The organism is Pontibacter sp. T17 (assembly GCF_057219875.1).
In genome coordinates this window covers 257,379-272,429 of the sequence record NZ_JBXVVW010000002.1, presented here as the reverse complement: position 1 = coordinate 272,429, position 15,051 = coordinate 257,379, and the positions used below count along the sequence as shown (strand labels likewise).

The 15,051-nt window shown below is 56.7% G+C and carries 8 protein-coding genes and 1 tRNA gene; 3 read left to right on the top strand and 6 right to left on the bottom strand.

All coding sequences use genetic code 11. From position 1 onward, the window contains the following. Nucleotides 1–47 precede the first annotated feature (47 nt). The gene (gene recJ / locus AC2D8O_RS09140) at nucleotides 48–1,736 is read right to left on the bottom strand and encodes a single-stranded-DNA-specific exonuclease RecJ (protein WP_484678513.1); all 1,689 of its coding nucleotides are present in this window, start codon (nucleotides 1,734–1,736) and stop codon (nucleotides 48–50) included. A gap of 154 nt (nucleotides 1,737–1,890) precedes the next feature. Here recJ and AC2D8O_RS09135 point away from each other — a divergent pair, with 154 nt between their 5' ends. Both AC2D8O_RS09135 and AC2D8O_RS09130 read left to right on the top strand, forming a co-directional pair. Then, nucleotides 1,891–5,277 carry a methylmalonyl-CoA mutase family protein gene (locus AC2D8O_RS09135; protein WP_484678512.1) on the top strand — a complete coding sequence of 1,129 codons (3,387 nt, stop codon included), beginning with the start codon at nucleotides 1,891–1,893 and terminating at the stop codon, nucleotides 5,275–5,277. A 116-nt stretch (nucleotides 5,278–5,393) separates the two neighbouring features. After that, nucleotides 5,394–5,475 (top strand) — tRNA-Leu (locus AC2D8O_RS09130). A 44-nt stretch (nucleotides 5,476–5,519) separates the two neighbouring features. Here AC2D8O_RS09130 and aat read toward each other — a convergent pair. From aat to AC2D8O_RS09115, 3 genes are all read right to left on the bottom strand, one after another. Further along, nucleotides 5,520–6,128 carry a leucyl/phenylalanyl-tRNA--protein transferase gene (gene aat / locus AC2D8O_RS09125; protein WP_484678511.1) on the bottom strand — a complete coding sequence of 203 codons (609 nt, stop codon included), beginning with the start codon at nucleotides 6,126–6,128 and terminating at the stop codon, nucleotides 5,520–5,522. 63 nt (nucleotides 6,129–6,191) lie between these two features. Further along, the gene (locus tag AC2D8O_RS09120) at nucleotides 6,192–8,054 is read right to left on the bottom strand and encodes a M61 family metallopeptidase (protein WP_484678510.1); all 1,863 of its coding nucleotides are present in this window, start codon (nucleotides 8,052–8,054) and stop codon (nucleotides 6,192–6,194) included. Nucleotides 8,055–8,152: 98 nt separating this feature from the next. Continuing rightward, nucleotides 8,153–9,550 carry an MBL fold metallo-hydrolase RNA specificity domain-containing protein gene (locus AC2D8O_RS09115; RefSeq protein ID WP_484678509.1) on the bottom strand — a complete coding sequence of 466 codons (1,398 nt, stop codon included), beginning with the start codon at nucleotides 9,548–9,550 and terminating at the stop codon, nucleotides 8,153–8,155. A 147-nt stretch (nucleotides 9,551–9,697) separates the two neighbouring features. Here AC2D8O_RS09115 and AC2D8O_RS09110 point away from each other — a divergent pair, with 147 nt between their 5' ends. Then, a complete protein-coding gene (locus AC2D8O_RS09110) occupies nucleotides 9,698–11,584 on the top strand; it encodes a DNA topoisomerase IV subunit B (RefSeq protein WP_484678508.1) in 1,887 nt (628 codons plus the stop codon). 64 nt (nucleotides 11,585–11,648) lie between these two features. Here AC2D8O_RS09110 and AC2D8O_RS09105 read toward each other — a convergent pair whose 3' ends face one another. Together AC2D8O_RS09105 and hscA are read right to left on the bottom strand one after the other, a co-directional pair. Beyond that, complete coding sequence (locus AC2D8O_RS09105) at nucleotides 11,649–13,004, bottom strand: alkaline phosphatase D family protein (protein ID WP_484678507.1); 1,356 nt, start codon at nucleotides 13,002–13,004, stop codon at nucleotides 11,649–11,651. 96 nt (nucleotides 13,005–13,100) lie between these two features. Then, a complete protein-coding gene (hscA, locus tag AC2D8O_RS09100; RefSeq protein ID WP_484678506.1) occupies nucleotides 13,101–15,038 on the bottom strand; it encodes a Fe-S protein assembly chaperone HscA in 1,938 nt (645 codons plus the stop codon). Between the last annotated feature and the right edge of the window lie 13 nt (nucleotides 15,039–15,051).

Sequence of the window (15,051 nt, the reverse complement as noted above, 5' to 3'; positions counted from 1 at the left end):
TCTAGAAGGCCCCGGTTTTCCGGGGCTTTTTTTATTGCTCGAGCTGTTCAGAGCAGGCGAATGTCCTTTAGAATGAGCTGAATAGACATGCGACCGTTGTAGCTGTTGAAATCAGGGTAGTAGGCAATGTCTATCCGCGCGCCTGGGCCCAGATGCTCATGGTATTGGCCGAGGTCGAACCCTATGGCATCCAGTACATGCTGGTACTGAAGAAGCGTCAGTTTCAGATGGCGGTCTTTCAGCAGGCGGGCGCTTTTTACTTCTACATCGCGGGCGATGTAATAGGGGTGCAGGTTGCCCGGCCCAAAGGGGGCCATCTGGTGCTGCACGCGCACAAACTTTTCGTTGATGGCATTAAGGGGCAGCTCACAGGCGATTTCCAGGACGGGGTCCAGCTGCTGTGGCTGAATGTTCTGTTGGCAATACTGCTCGAAAGCCTCTGTAAAGGCGTCTACGTTCTCTGGTGCAATGGTGAGACCCGCGGCATACATGTGGCCCCCAAACTGTATCAGGTGCTCGCGGCAGGCGGTCAGGGCCTCGTAGAGGTCGAAACCCTGAATGCTGCGACAGGAGCCCGCATAGTGGCCATTGCTGCGGGTAAGCAGCACGGTAGGTAGATAGTAGCGTTCTACCACCTTAGCCGCGACAATGCCGATGACCCCTTTGTGCCAGGTTTCGCTGTGCAGCACCACACTTCGTCGGGCGGGCATGCCTTGGGCATCAATCATCTCAAAGGCCTGCTGCGCCATCTGCTGTTCCACTTCGCGGCGCTCGTCGTTGTGCTGCTCCAGGTTCAGGCCGGGCAGGTCGTCGGTGGGCAGGTCGCCCAGCAGCAGCTTTACGGCATTGCTTGCGTGGCCCATCCTGCCAGCAGCATTGATCCGGGGGCCAAGGTAGAACACGGCATCTGAGGCGTCCCAGCGGCGCTCCCGGTCTGACAGGCGCATGAGCGCCGCGATTCCTGCACTGGGCGCGGTCTTCAGTTTCTGCAGCCCTGTGGCAGCAATCACCCGGTTCTCGCCCAGCATGGGTACCAGGTCGCAGGCAATGGCCAGTGCCGGAAACTCACTGTATTCGCGGAAATCCACTTCCCAGCCCATGTGCTGGGCCAGGCATTGCATGAGTTTGAGGGCTATGCCACAGCCGGGTAGTTCCTTGAAAGGGTAGGGGCAATCGGGCTGGCGGGGATTCAGCAGCGCCAGTGCCTGCGGCAATTCGGCACCAGGGGTATGGTGGTCGCAGATGATTAGGTCCAGCCCTTTGCTGGCTGCATATGCAGCTTTGTCCAGTTCCTTGGTGCCGCAATCGAACGCCAGCAAAATACTGGCCTGTTGCGCCACTGCGTAGTCTATTCCTTGAAGCGAGATGCCGTAGCCTTCGCTGACACGGTCTGGCACGTAGAAACCGTGTGCCACTCCAAAGCGCCGGAAAAGCGCGCAGGTAAGCGCGATGGACGTGGTGCCATCTACGTCATAGTCGCCGTAGACAAGGATTTTCTCGCCGGCGTGAATGGCCTGTGCCAGCCGGGAAACGGCTGTTTGCATACCTCGCATCTGCCAGCCATCGTGCTGGGTGTTCCAGTCGGGCCGGAAGAAGGCACGTGCTTCTTCAAAGCTGGTGACGCCGCGTTGGGCCAGGACGGCTCCTGTAGCTTCGCTCACGCCCAAGGTCTGGGCCAGCGCAGAGGCGGTAGGTTCGGAATAGGCGGCAAGGGTCCAGCGGTAGGGTTTCTTCACAGGGCAAAAGTACATCAGCCCCAGTGAAGGGCCATCAAGCGGTACTTTTTGGTCAAATCGTTAACAAAAGCCTGAAAATGTGGGACAAAACCCTAACTGATGTTCGTTATAGGTGAACGCCCTCAATGGGGCCCTTTTCGCTAACTTTACGGCCATGCAAACGTCTTCAGTCCATACCGTAACCCCGTACCAGACACGCAATAAGGTGCGCATCGTCACCGCGGCGTCTCTGTTCGACGGCCACGACGCCAGCATCAATATCATGCGCCGCATCCTGCAATCGAGCGGCGCCGAGGTGATTCACCTGGGCCACAACCGTTCGGTAGCCGAGGTGGTGGATGCCGCGATACAGGAAGATGCACAGGCCATTGCCATGACGAGCTATCAGGGTGGCCACGTAGAATACCTGAAGTATATGTACGACCTGCTGCGTGAGCGTGGTGCAGGTCATATCCGCATCTTTGGCGGCGGGGGCGGCACTATTCTGCCGTCTGAGATTGAAGAACTGCATGCCTACGGCATCGCCCGCATCTTCTCGCCCGACGACGGCCGCGCCATGGGCCTGCAGGGCATGATCAATCACCTGCTGGAGAAGAGCGACTTCCTGACCATCGACCACCTCAACGGCGAAGCTGGGCAGATTGCCAAGCGTAACCCAGTGGCCCTGGGGCGGGTGGTGACCTATCTGGAGAACAACCCCGATCAGGCCGAGGATTTCCTGAAGGCGCTCGAGACCTCGGGCCTTTCGCCCAAGGCTCCGGTACTCGGCATCACGGGTACGGGTGGAGCAGGCAAGTCGTCGCTGACGGATGAGCTGGTACGGCGTTTCCTGCTGGATCAGCCCGAGGACAAGAACATCGCTATCCTGTCCGTAGACCCCTCCAAGCGGAAGACTGGTGGTGCGTTGCTCGGCGACCGCATCCGCATGAACTCCATCCACAACCCACGGGTGTTCATGCGCTCTTTCGCCACCCGCGAAGCCAACCTGAGTGTCAACCGCCACATCAGGTATGCCATTCAGCTCATGCGGCTGGCGGGCTTCGATCTGGTGATTGTGGAGACGGCAGGTATTGGCCAGAGCGACAGCCAGATTACCGAACTGGCCGATGCCTCGCTGTATGTGATGACGCCTGAGTTCGGTGCAGCTACCCAGCTGGAGAAGATCGACATGCTGGATTTTGCCGACCTCGTGGCCATCAACAAGTTTGACAAGCGCGGCGCCAAAGATGCCCTCCGCGACGTGCGTAAGCAGCTGCAACGCAACCAGCAGCGCTGGAACGAGAAGGTAGACGACATGCCCGTGTATGGCACCATCGCCGCCCAGTTCAACGACCCCGGCATGAATAATCTGTATCGCGCGGTGCTGGGGGTGCTGGAGAAGAAGTGCAACGTTACCTTCCCTACGGGTTGGGCCAGCAGTGCCGCCCAGAGCGAGAAGATTTACATCATCCCGCCTGACCGCACCCGTTACCTTGCCGAGATTGCAGAAGACAGCGACCGTTACGACCGCCAGGTAGAACTGGAAGCCACCAAGGCCACCCAACTGTACCAGCTGAAAGGTGCGCTTCAGGCGCTGCCAGCCGAGGTAACGGCGGCACATGAGGCGCTGGCTGCGCATGCTGCCAAGGTGGAGGAGTCCATGACAGCCGAGACGCGGGCCATTCTCCGTGGCTGGGACGAGAAAGTAAAGAAGTACCGCGACGACGAGTTTGTCTACACCGTGCGCGGCAAGGAAATCCGGGTGAAGAACTACACCGAGAGCCTTTCGCACCTGCAAATACCCAAAGTGGCACTGCCGAGGTACAAAGACTACGGCGAGATTGTCCGTTGGAGCATGCGCGAGAATGTTCCCGGCGAGTTTCCCTACACGGCAGGGGTGTACCCCTACAAGCGAACAGGAGAAGACCCGACCCGCATGTTTGCAGGTGAAGGCGAACCCGAGCGCACCAACCGCCGCTTCCACTACCTGAGTCAGGGCATGCCTGCGGCCCGCCTCAGCACGGCTTTTGACTCGGTAACGCTCTACGGCGAAAACCCCGACAAGCGCCCCGACATCTATGGCAAAATCGGCATGTCCGGCGTGTCCATCGCCAGTCTGGACGATGCCAAGAAGCTGTATTCCGGCTTCGACCTGTGCAACCCCAGCACGTCTGTGTCGATGACGATCAACGGCCCAGCGCCTATGCTGCTGGCCTTCTTCCTCAATACGGCGATTGACCAACAGTGCGAGCTGTACATCCGCCAGAACGGGCTGGAGGAAGAGGTAAGCAGGAAGATTGACGCCATTTATGCCAAGAAGGGCGTTCCCCGTCCTCGCTACCACGGTGAGCTGCCACAGGGCAACAATGGACTGGGCCTGCTGCTGCTGGGCGTTACCGGCGACCAGGTGTTGCCAGCCGACGTCTATGCCAACTGCCGCAAGCATGCGCTGAATGTGGTGCGCGGTACCGTTCAGGCCGACATCCTCAAGGAAGACCAGGCCCAGAACACCTGCATCTTCAGCACAGAGTTCGCCCTCCGCATGATGGGCGACATCCAGCAGAGTTTCATTGACAACCAGGTACGCAACTTCTACTCGGTATCCATCTCGGGTTACCACATTGCCGAAGCGGGCGCCAACCCTATTTCGCAGCTGGCCTTTACGCTCAGCAACGGCTTCACTTTTGTGGAGTATTATCTGAGCCGGGGCATGAACATTGACGACTTCGCGCCCAACCTGAGTTTCTTCTTCAGCAATGGCATGGATCCCGAATACTCGGTGATTGGCCGCGTGGCACGCCGTATCTGGGCCAAGGCCATGAAGTTCAAGTATGGCGGCAGCGAACGCAGCCAGATGCTGAAGTATCACATCCAGACGTCGGGCCGCTCGCTCCACGCCCAGGAAATCGACTTCAACGACATCCGTACCACGCTACAGGCGCTCTACGCGATTTACGACAACTGTAACTCGCTGCACACGAATGCCTACGACGAGGCCATCACGACGCCTACGGAAGAATCGGTGCGCCGGGCAGTGGCTATTCAGCTCATCATCAACCGCGAGTTGGGCCTGGCCAAGAATGAGAACCCGCTACAGGGCAGCTTCATCATTGAAGAGCTGACCGACCTGGTGGAGCAGGCCGTTTACACCGAGTTCCGCCGCATAGCCGAGCGGGGTGGGGTGCTGGGAGCCATGGAAACCATGTACCAGCGCAACCGCATTCAGGAAGAAAGCCTGTATTACGAGATGCTGAAGCACTCGGGCGAGCTGCCGATCATCGGCGTGAATACGTTCCTCAGCCCGAATGGCAGCCCCACCATTCTGCCGCAGGAGGTATTCCGCAGTACGTACGAGGAAAAAGACCGCCAGATTACGGCCATCCAGACACTGCACAGCCGTCATGAGGTAGAAGCCGCGTCAGCACTGCGCAAAGTACAGGAGACCGCCGTAAGCGGTGGCAACGTCTTCAACGAACTGCTGGAAGCTGCCAAGGTGTGTTCTCTGGGCCAAATGACCCAGGCACTGTACCAGGTGGGTGGGCAGTATCGCAGGAACATGTGATTTTTGGGGCTGGCAATCAGCTTTCTGCAATTTTTTGCCCGCAAAAGTTTGCATAGCCAGTTGACAGCCCCCATATTTGCATCCCGTTCCGGTAGCGCTGCTGCTCGGAACAGCCTGGCGAAGTGGCGGAATTGGTAGACGCGCACGTTTCAGGGGCGTGTACCGCAAGGTGTGTGGGTTCGACTCCCACCTTCGTCACAGGTAATTCAAAAAGACCCCTTCCCTGAGGGGTCTTTTGCTTTTCAGCCCTTTTCAGTGGCAGGCAGTAGCCCGGTCAGGGCTTTCTCCAGCAGAATCAGATACTCGGCCTGTGGCATCTCCACACAGCCGAATTGTGACAGATGTTCGGTCCAGAACTGTGTGTCCCACAATTCTATGCCCAGTTCACGCAGCTTCAGCCAGGTGTAATGCAAGGCTACTTTGTCAGCTTCGGGCGCCCGTTTGAACATGCTTTCGCCAAAGAAGGCACGGCCCAGAAGCACCCCGTAGTTGCCGCCCACCAACTGCCCCTGCCGCCACACCTCGGTGCTCAGGGCATATCCCAGTCGGTGTAGTTCGGTGTATGAGGCGATGATCGTGTCGTTGATCCAGGTAGACTCACGCGCTGCACACCCTGTCATTACGGCCTCAAATGCCTGGTTGTAGGTGACGGTGTATTCCGCGCGGCGGATGCGTGCCAATACATTCTTGGACACCCTGAAGCAATCCATTGGAATTATGCCACGCAGCTCTGGTTCCACCCATTCTATTGTAGGGTCGTGGCGATCACGGCCCATAGGAAAGATGCCCAGGCTGTATGCCCGGAGTAATAGGCCCGGTGGCAGAACTTCCGATTGTGGAATGATTCGCATGGCTGAAACAACGAAAAAGGGGACACATATCCGTGTCCCCTTTCACCTGAACGGCTGTTCAGATTAGTTCTTCAGCCAAGCTTCACGCAGAGCAATCTGCTCGGGGGTTGCATTGGGGTTGAGGCTCAGCATGTGACGCTGCTCTACCTCCACTGCCATGGCTTTTGCCGTCAGCGTCTTTTCTTCAAGTTCGCCATTGGCGTTTTTGCGGCGTACCACAATCTGAACGTCCTGGCCTTCGGTGAGGCTGCCAGGGAAACCCTGAAGCACCTGCTGGGCATTCTGCAGTGAGAGCGCAGTACCATTTACAGAGACCAGTTCGTCGCCTTGCTGATAGCCAAGGGCCTTGCCAAAGTCGTTCATGCGCGACACGTCAGCAATGAACAGAGCCTGACGGTCGGGGTTGTAGCCTACACGAATGCCGCCTAAAGAGAATTCCTTCTTCTTGGCAGACTCTACATACTGAATACCGACCTTGGCCAGATACTCGCCATAGGGCAGGGGCTCAGTGCCTTCTACGTAGCGACGGAAGAAGTCGCGGATTTCAGGGTAGGTGAGGCTGGTGATCTTGTCAAACAGCTCGTCATCCTGAAACGACTTGTCTTTGCCATACACTTTGCTCAGCTCCATCATCAGCTTTACGAGGCTCATTTTGCCACCAGAGAGTTCGCGTAGACGGATATCCAGCATCATTCCAATAAGGGCGCCCTTGTTGTAGACGTTGCCAAACTTGGGGGCGTGCTCGGGCTCCAGAATGCCTTTGCTGAAGACAGTCATGGGGGCAGTAAGATTGTAACGGTCCGCCGTTCCCATCTTGCCACGCATTTCGGCCAGAAACTCATCCATGTCCATCAGGCCTTCATGGATCTGAGCATGCTGAGCGAAGTACTCAGTGCAGCCCTCATACATCCACAGATGCTTCGACATCTTGGGGTTTACATAGTCGAAGTTTCCAATCTCTTCCGCGTGAATATTGAGCGGGGTGATGATGTGGAAGAATTCGTGTGCAGCTACACTGACTACGTTGTTGGCAATCTGCTTGGAGTCGCCCTCGAAGAGGGTATAGAGCGAAGAGTAAGAGTGCTCAAGCGCGCCAGCAGAAGATGACTTGTAGGGGCCATCGGCCAAATAAATGATAAAGGCATAGCGGTCTACTGGCAGTTTGCCCAGGTATGCACGCTGTGCAGTAACGGTTCGTGCGATGGCATCCTTCAAATCGGCAGCTTTGTTCTTGCCAGTACGGCTGTAGACTGATACCAGTACATTGGCGTCCCCCAGGGGAATCATGGCCGTGTCGGGCTTGCAGTACATGATTGGGGCGTCGACTACATCCATGTAGTTGGGCATCACGAAGTAGTCCTGGGTGGCACTGGTTTTGGCAGGCACCATGCTGGTAGAGCCGAAGAAACCTTCAGGCTTGGTGAAGGTCATGCGATACTCGGCTCGCTTCTGTTCGCCGAAGTATCCGAAAAGACAGCTGTTGTTGAACGTGAAGTTCTTGCCAGCTTCCCAGTTTGACCCGCCTGGCTCGAAAACAAATTGCTCCTTGATGTCAGTATCCCAGGTGTCTTCTACCAGGTATTCCACTTTCGCCAGCTTCTTGGCACCCTCAATCTGCCATTGGTTGGGGTTCAGGCGGGTAACCTTCAGTTCGTTGCCTTTGGCATCCAGTGCGCGAAAGTCAGACACAAAGCGGCCGAAGTCGTAGTCGGCGTAGGTGCCAGGAATCACCTGTGGCATGTTGTAAACCACTACATCGGATGTCTGAACTGGGGGCACAAGCTCTACCTTCAGTTTGTCATCCTTAACGTCAGTCAGGTTGACGGCGTACTGGTATACATTTTTCAGAGGTTTGGTCTGGGCGTAGGATTGCACAGCCGAGAAGGCCAGCAACGCCGATACGCCCCAGGCAAGCGTAGATTTCATGCGTGAGGATTGGAAGTGGGTTCTAATAAAGATAAAGAGTGCAAAGTGCACAGGGGGTTGCGCGTACGCAACGACTTAACGCTTGTTAAGATTTTCAACTAGACTCCGTCGAATAGCAGTTCGCTTTCCAGAAAGAGTGGAACCTCCACATTGGGCCATTGCAGTTCTTCGCGAATCAATTGAGCAAGCGCTTGTGAGCTTTCAGTCTCGCCATGCACGATGTAGGTGCGTTTGGGGGCGTCTTTGTAGGTTTTGAGCCACTGAATCAGTTCGCGCTGGTCACCGTGGGCACTCATGCCGTCAATCTTCTCCACGTTGCATCGCACGGGCACATCCTGGCCAAACATGTGGAGGGTTTCGGTACCTTCCAGCAGGTTGCGGCCACGAGTGCCCTCAGCCTGGAAGCCAACAAAGAGAATGGTATCAGACGGGCGGGGCAGTCGGTTGAACAGGTGATGCACAATGCGGCCACCCGTCATCATACCACTTGCCGAGACGATCACTGCATTGGTTTCGATTTCGTTGAGGGCTTTTGATTCCTCTATCGTACGCACATAGCGGAACGAAGGGTGGTCGAACACATCCAGCGGCAGGCCTTTGCTTCGCAGGTGTTCGTCGCTCAGGTAGTTGCGGTACAGGTTGGTGGCACTGCGCGCCATCGGACTGTCAATGAAAACCTGACAGGGGTCGAGCTGTTTGTTCTCCAATAGCTTGTGCAGGTATTGCAGAATCAGCTGGGTGCGGCCAACGGCAAAAGCAGGGATAACCACTACTCCCCGCCGTGCAAAGGTTGAGTTGATGACTCGTGCCAGCTCGGCGGCTGGATTGGTGTCGGGCATGCATCGGCTGCCATAGGTCGATTCTACCACCAGCACATCCGCTTCCTCAAAAGCGCGAGGCGGGTTCAGCAGCGGATCATCATAGGGGCCAATGTCGCCACTGAATACCAGTTTTTTCGGGCCTAAGTTGGTATCAACCGAAAACTCCACACTGGCTGCGCCCAGTATGTGCCCGGCTTCGCGGTAGCGGATACGGACACCTGGATGAATTTCGGCCTCCTTTTCAAAGGGTTTCACTTTGATCATAGGCAGCACCTGCTCCACATCCTGCTCAGTGTACAGGGGTTGTGGGTCGCTGTGCTTCGAATATCCCTTGCGGCGTGCATAGTCTGCATCTTCTTCCTGCAGCTTGGCCGAGTCGCGCAACAACAGCTCCATCAAATCGGCGGTTGCTTCTGTCGCATAGATAGGACCCTTAAAGCCGTTGCGCACCAGGCGTGGCAGGTAGCCGGTGTGGTCAATGTGGGCGTGGGTAATGACGATGGCATCAATGCTGTCAGGGCTCACGGGGAATTCTTCCCAGTTACGCAGCCGCAACTCTTTGAGTCCCTGGAACAGGCCACAGTCAATCAGGACGCGAAAGTCGCCTATGGAGAGGAGGTGCCGCGAACCCGTAACGGTTTGGGCCGCTCCCAGAAATTTCAGCGTAATCTTCATTAACAACCAAGATAGTGGCTTTTCTCAACAGGTTCACACTGGCTTTCCACAGCGGTGAGGTACCTGTCGAAACTTCACCGAACTTTGCAGACACAAATGCACGGATCAGGTCCGTCCTTTGTATATCCCCCTATCGTCTGGCAGCCCATGAGTGTTACGTATAACGAAGATTCCATTAAATCCCTCGACTGGCGCGAGCATATCCGCCTGCGCCCGGGCATGTATATCGGCAAGCTTGGCGACGGCTCTGCTGCCGATGATGGCATCTATGTTCTGCTCAAGGAAGTAATCGACAACTCGATTGACGAGTTCGTGATGGGTGCTGGCAAAACCATCGAGATTACGGTAAGTGAGCACAAGGTGCGTGTGCGCGACTATGGCCGGGGCATCCCGCTGGGGAAAGTGGTGGACGTTGTCAGCAAGATCAATACTGGGGGCAAGTACGACTCCTCGGCTTTCCAGAAGTCGGTGGGCCTGAACGGTGTGGGTACCAAGGCCGTGAATGCGCTTTCGGCCAAGTTCACGGTGCAGTCGTTCCGGCAGAACGAAACCAAACTGGCCGAGTTTTCTCAGGGGATACTGAAAGAAGAAACACCTGTTGGGGCCTCTTCAGAGCGTAATGGCACCCTGGTGACCTTCACACCCGACGAGTCGATCTTCCGCAACTATCATTTCCGGCAGGAATACATCGAGAACATGGTCTGGAACTATGTGTTCCTCAACCGTGGCCTCACGATTGTGCTGAATGGGCAGCGCTTCTTCAGCGACAAGGGCCTGCTGGACCTGCTACAACGCAACACCGATGAGACCATCCGTTACCCGATCATTCATATGGTCGGTAACGATATTGAAATTGCCATGACACACGGCGAGCAGTACGGCGAGCAGTATTTCTCGTTTGTCAACGGCCAGCACACCACCCAAGGGGGTACCCACCAGGCTGCCCTGCGCGAGGCGGTAGTAAAGACCCTGCGCGATTTCTACAAAAAGGACTTCGACGCCTCAGACATCCGCTCCGGTATCGTAGCTGCCATCAGCGTGCGGGTGCAGGAGCCAGTGTTTGAAAGCCAGACCAAGACCAAGCTGGGGAGCACCCATATTGGCCCCGATGGCCCCGCACTGCGAACCTGGGTAGGCGACTTTATAGGCAAAGAGCTGGACAACTGGCTGCGCCGCAACCCGGAGGCCGCCGACATTCTGCTGAAGAAAATTCTGCAGAGCGAGCGCGAGCGCAAGGACATGGCCGGCATCAAAAAACTGGCTACCGAGCGCGCCAAGAAAGCCAACCTGCACAACCGCAAACTGCGCGACTGCAAGGTGCATTTTCAGGACAAGCACCTGCGCCGTCAGGATACCACCATCTTTATCACTGAGGGCGACAGCGCCTCCGGCTCGCTTACCAAAGCCCGCGACCCTGAGGTGCAGGCAGTGTTCTCGCTGAAGGGCAAGCCGCTGAACTGCCACGGCCTCACGAAGAAGATCGTATACGAGAATGAGGAGTTCAACCTGTTGCAGCACGCCCTCAACATAGAGGAGGGGATAGACGGCCTGCGGTACAACAACATCGTAATCGCCACCGATGCCGACGTAGACGGCATGCACATTCGCCTGCTGCTGCTCACGTTCTTCCTTCAGTTTTTCCCCGAGGTGGTGCGCAACGGCCACCTGTACTTGTTGCAGACACCGCTTTTCCGTGTGCGTGACAAGAAGCAGACCATCTACTGCTACGATGAGGCGGAAAAGATGGAGGCCATGAACCGCCTGGGAGGCAAGCCGGAGATTACCCGCTTCAAGGGCCTGGGCGAAATTTCGCCTGAGGAGTTTGAGGCGTTTATCGGTAAAGACATCCGGCTGGAGCCAGTGCTGCTGCGCAAGGATACCAGCCTTGTCCAGCTGCTGGGCTACTACATGGGCAAAAACACCCCAGACCGTCAGGAGTTCATCATCTCCAATCTGCGTGTTGAGAAAGACGTAGTGGAGGAAGCCAATGCGCTGATTGCCAAGCGACAGGCAGAAGAGATGCTGGCGGTATAGCCACTCCTCAGAGAATAAAAAAGGGCTCCTCGCAGGAGCCCTTTGTATTTAGGAGCAAGCTCAATCAGCGGCCGAACTGAAGTTCTTTTGCCTTGAATTCACGCGTCCAGATGGGCTTGCCCAGATTACTCATCAGGGTCATTTTCAACACTCTGTCGGTACGTGGGCCTGAGAACTCCAGCACGCCGAAGTTGCGCCAGCCGTAATAGGTGCCTTCCACCCGGGCGCTGTTGCCTTCGCTGCGGGCCCGCTCGCCTACCGGCCCAGCAGTCAATGGCGAAACGGTGATTTCGTACAGCGGATAGAAGTTGGGCAGCTGAATCATGGACAGCTCGCTGTGGTGGCGGTCGCCATTGAGGAAGATAACGCCAGAAATGCGCTCGGCGGCAATGCGGTCCAGCAGATACTTGCGCTCTTCGGGGTACTTGCTGCTATGTGTTTCCAGATAGGGCTTGAGGGCGGTGTTGAGCACCTGGCCACCTGAAACGATGAACTTGAAGGGCGCCTTGCTGGTCTTGAGGGCCGAGATAAGCCACTCAATCTGGATTTTGCCCCACTGGTCGCGATCACCCGTCAGGCGGTCATTGGGGTCGCGGTGGTAGCGGTCATCCAGCAGGAAGAACTGCACATCAGACCACTCAAAGGTGCCAGTTACGCCGGGGATACCCGCCGCATCGTAGTTGGGGTTGGCCCAGAAGCGCTTAAAGGTCTCCAGCGTTACGGTCTTCATGGAGTAGCTGCCATCGGCATCGTTGGGCCCAAAATCATGGTCATCCCAGGTTGCGTAATGATGGGTGTTGCCCAGCAGCGCCTGCAATTCGGGCGTACTACGGCCGTGAGTGTAGCGATACTGAATGCCAGTACGGCTGCCCCAATCCGGCTCGCGCAGGTAGATGTTGTCACCCAGCCACAGCATGGCATCGGGCTTCTGTTCGTAGATGGACTTGAACACGACAAGACTGTCGCCGTAGCAGTTGCCGGGGCGGTCAAAATCGGGGTCGCAGTCGTAGAAGCAACTGCCTATGACAATCTTGGCTGCCGGTGGATCGGTGCGCCACTGCCACAGCGTCTGGCTCTGAAACTGAAGCGGGTAGGGACGTGCTACTTTCTTGCCGTTGATGAACAGCTCGTAGTCGTATTTTTTGCCCGGCAGAACCTTGTCGGCCACAAGGTGTGCTGTATAGGCTGCATCCTTGGTGGTGGCTACGGTATTGGTGCGGTAACGCGGGGTGGGCTTGCCCTGCTCCCAGTATTCGATGTAAACGTTGGCCGGGGCTGTGGTCTGTGCCCACAGCATCACTTCGCGCATGTCGCTGTAGCCTACCATCGGGCCAGACTGCAACAGGTCGGCCTGCGCTGCTGCCCACAAAGGAGACAGACATACCAGCAATGTCAGCAGTGCGTAGAGCGTTTTACTCATGTTTGTCAGATTTGGCTAGTTGTGCGAGCAAAACTAACCGAATGACCCAGAGAACCACCTGTTATCCGCAAATTTTAACCTGCCGATAACGCGTGTTTACTCGCCTACGGCCCGGCCTACCATCGCGGCTTTGACGGCTTCGTCCATCACGCGTTCGGCAAAGGGTCTGCTATAGGCGTCCATCGCTTCCAGGCTTTTGTGCATGGCGTCTTTCTCACCAGTCTGTATGGCATCCCTAACGGCTTCCATGCAGTTGCGCATGCCTGCCTGCTCAGCTTCGGTCATCAGGCGGCCGTTCTTCGCCAGAAAACGTTCGGCGTAGTAAAGCATCTGCTCAGCCTCGCTACGGGCTTCCAGCACCATACGGGCCGTTACATCAGCCTGTGCGTGCGTCAGCGATGCCATGAGCATGGTCTCTACCTCCTGGTCGGTGAGGCCATACTGGGGCTTCACTTCCACATGCGCCTGCACGCCGCTGCGCAACTCCTGTGCCTCTACCCGCAGAATTCCGTCTGCATCTATCAGGAAGCGCACTTCCACTTTGGCCAGGCCAGCGGGCATGGCCGGAATCCCTTTCAGTTCAAACTCTGCCAGCTTGCGGTTGTCCTTCACCAGCTCCCGTTCTCCCTGAAATACGCTGATGCGCATATTGGCCTGCCCATCGCGTGCCGTAGTGTACTGGCGGCCCACACGCGCCGGTATCTTGTTGTTGCGGGGAATGAGCACGTCCATAAGGCCACCCGCTGTTTCGATCCCCAGCGACAGCGGGGTTACGTCCAGAAGCAACAGGTCCTTGCGGTTGCCAGCAAGAATATCAGCCTGTACGGCTGCACCCAGGGCTACTACTTCATCGGGGTTCAGCTGGTCGTGCAGTGCTTCTACTGTTTTGCCAAACAGCTTTGCAACCGCTGCCTTCACTGCCGGCACGCGGGTAGAGCCGCCTACCAGAATCACCTCTTCAATATCGGCTGGCGCCAGTGCCGCATCTTCCAGTGCAGCCCGGCAACTTTCCAGTGTACGCTGAACCAGCGGTGCAATCAGCTGCTCAAACCTCTCCCGGCTCAGGCCAAGGGTAATGGTCTTCTCTGCCAGCGGTATTGTGGCCCGAAACTCCGCAGTTTGGCTCAAGGTCTTCTTGGCTTCTTCGGCTGCAAGTCGCAACTGCTGGCCAGCGGTTTTGTCCTGAAGGGCACTTTCGGCTATTGCATGCTCCTGCATCCAGTGACGCATGATGGCGCGGTCAAAATCGTCGCCTCCCAGATAGGTGTCACCGTGCGTGCTGAGTACATCAAAGACGCCGCCTTCGATGCGCAGCAGGGTTACGTCAAAGGTGCCACCCCCCAGGTCATACACTGCTACCGTCCGCTGCTCGTTTGGGTTTACACCCAGCCCATAGGCCAGTGCCGCCGCAGTAGGCTCATTTACGATGCGCAGCACATCCAGTCCGGCCAGTTTGCCGGCATCGCGCGTGGCCTGACGCTGCGAATCGTTGAAGTAGGCCGGTACAGTAATCACCGCCTGCTTTACCTCCTGCTTGAGGCGATGCTCGGCGCGGGCTTTCAGCTCTTTCAGAATGAGCGAGGAAAGCTCAATGGGCGTGTAGTAACGGTCGCGTACAGCCACTTTCACCAGGCTGTCGGTGCCGTCGTCCAGAATGCGGTAGCTGAAGAAATCCGTTTGGGTATCTACATCGCGGTAGGTTTTGCCCATCAGACGCTTGGCCGAGTAGATGGTATTGGCTGGGTCGGTTGTGAGAAAAGGTTTGGCGTCGTCGCCCACCACCACCGAGCCATCCTGGCGAAAGTGTACCACCGAAGGCACCAGCGTGGGCTTGCCGAAGTCGGCCAGCGCAACAGGCTTCCCATCTTCCATCTTGGCAATGAGGCTGTTGGTAGTGCCAAGGTCTATGCCGACAATGAGGTTCTCTTCCTTGATTTTGCCAGTGGTTATACTGATGGGAATACGGGCCATGTCGAGTTTGGGAAATGCGGTGCGATAATAACGCATGAGCCGGGGAATGATTTCCTCGGGCATATAAAAAACACAA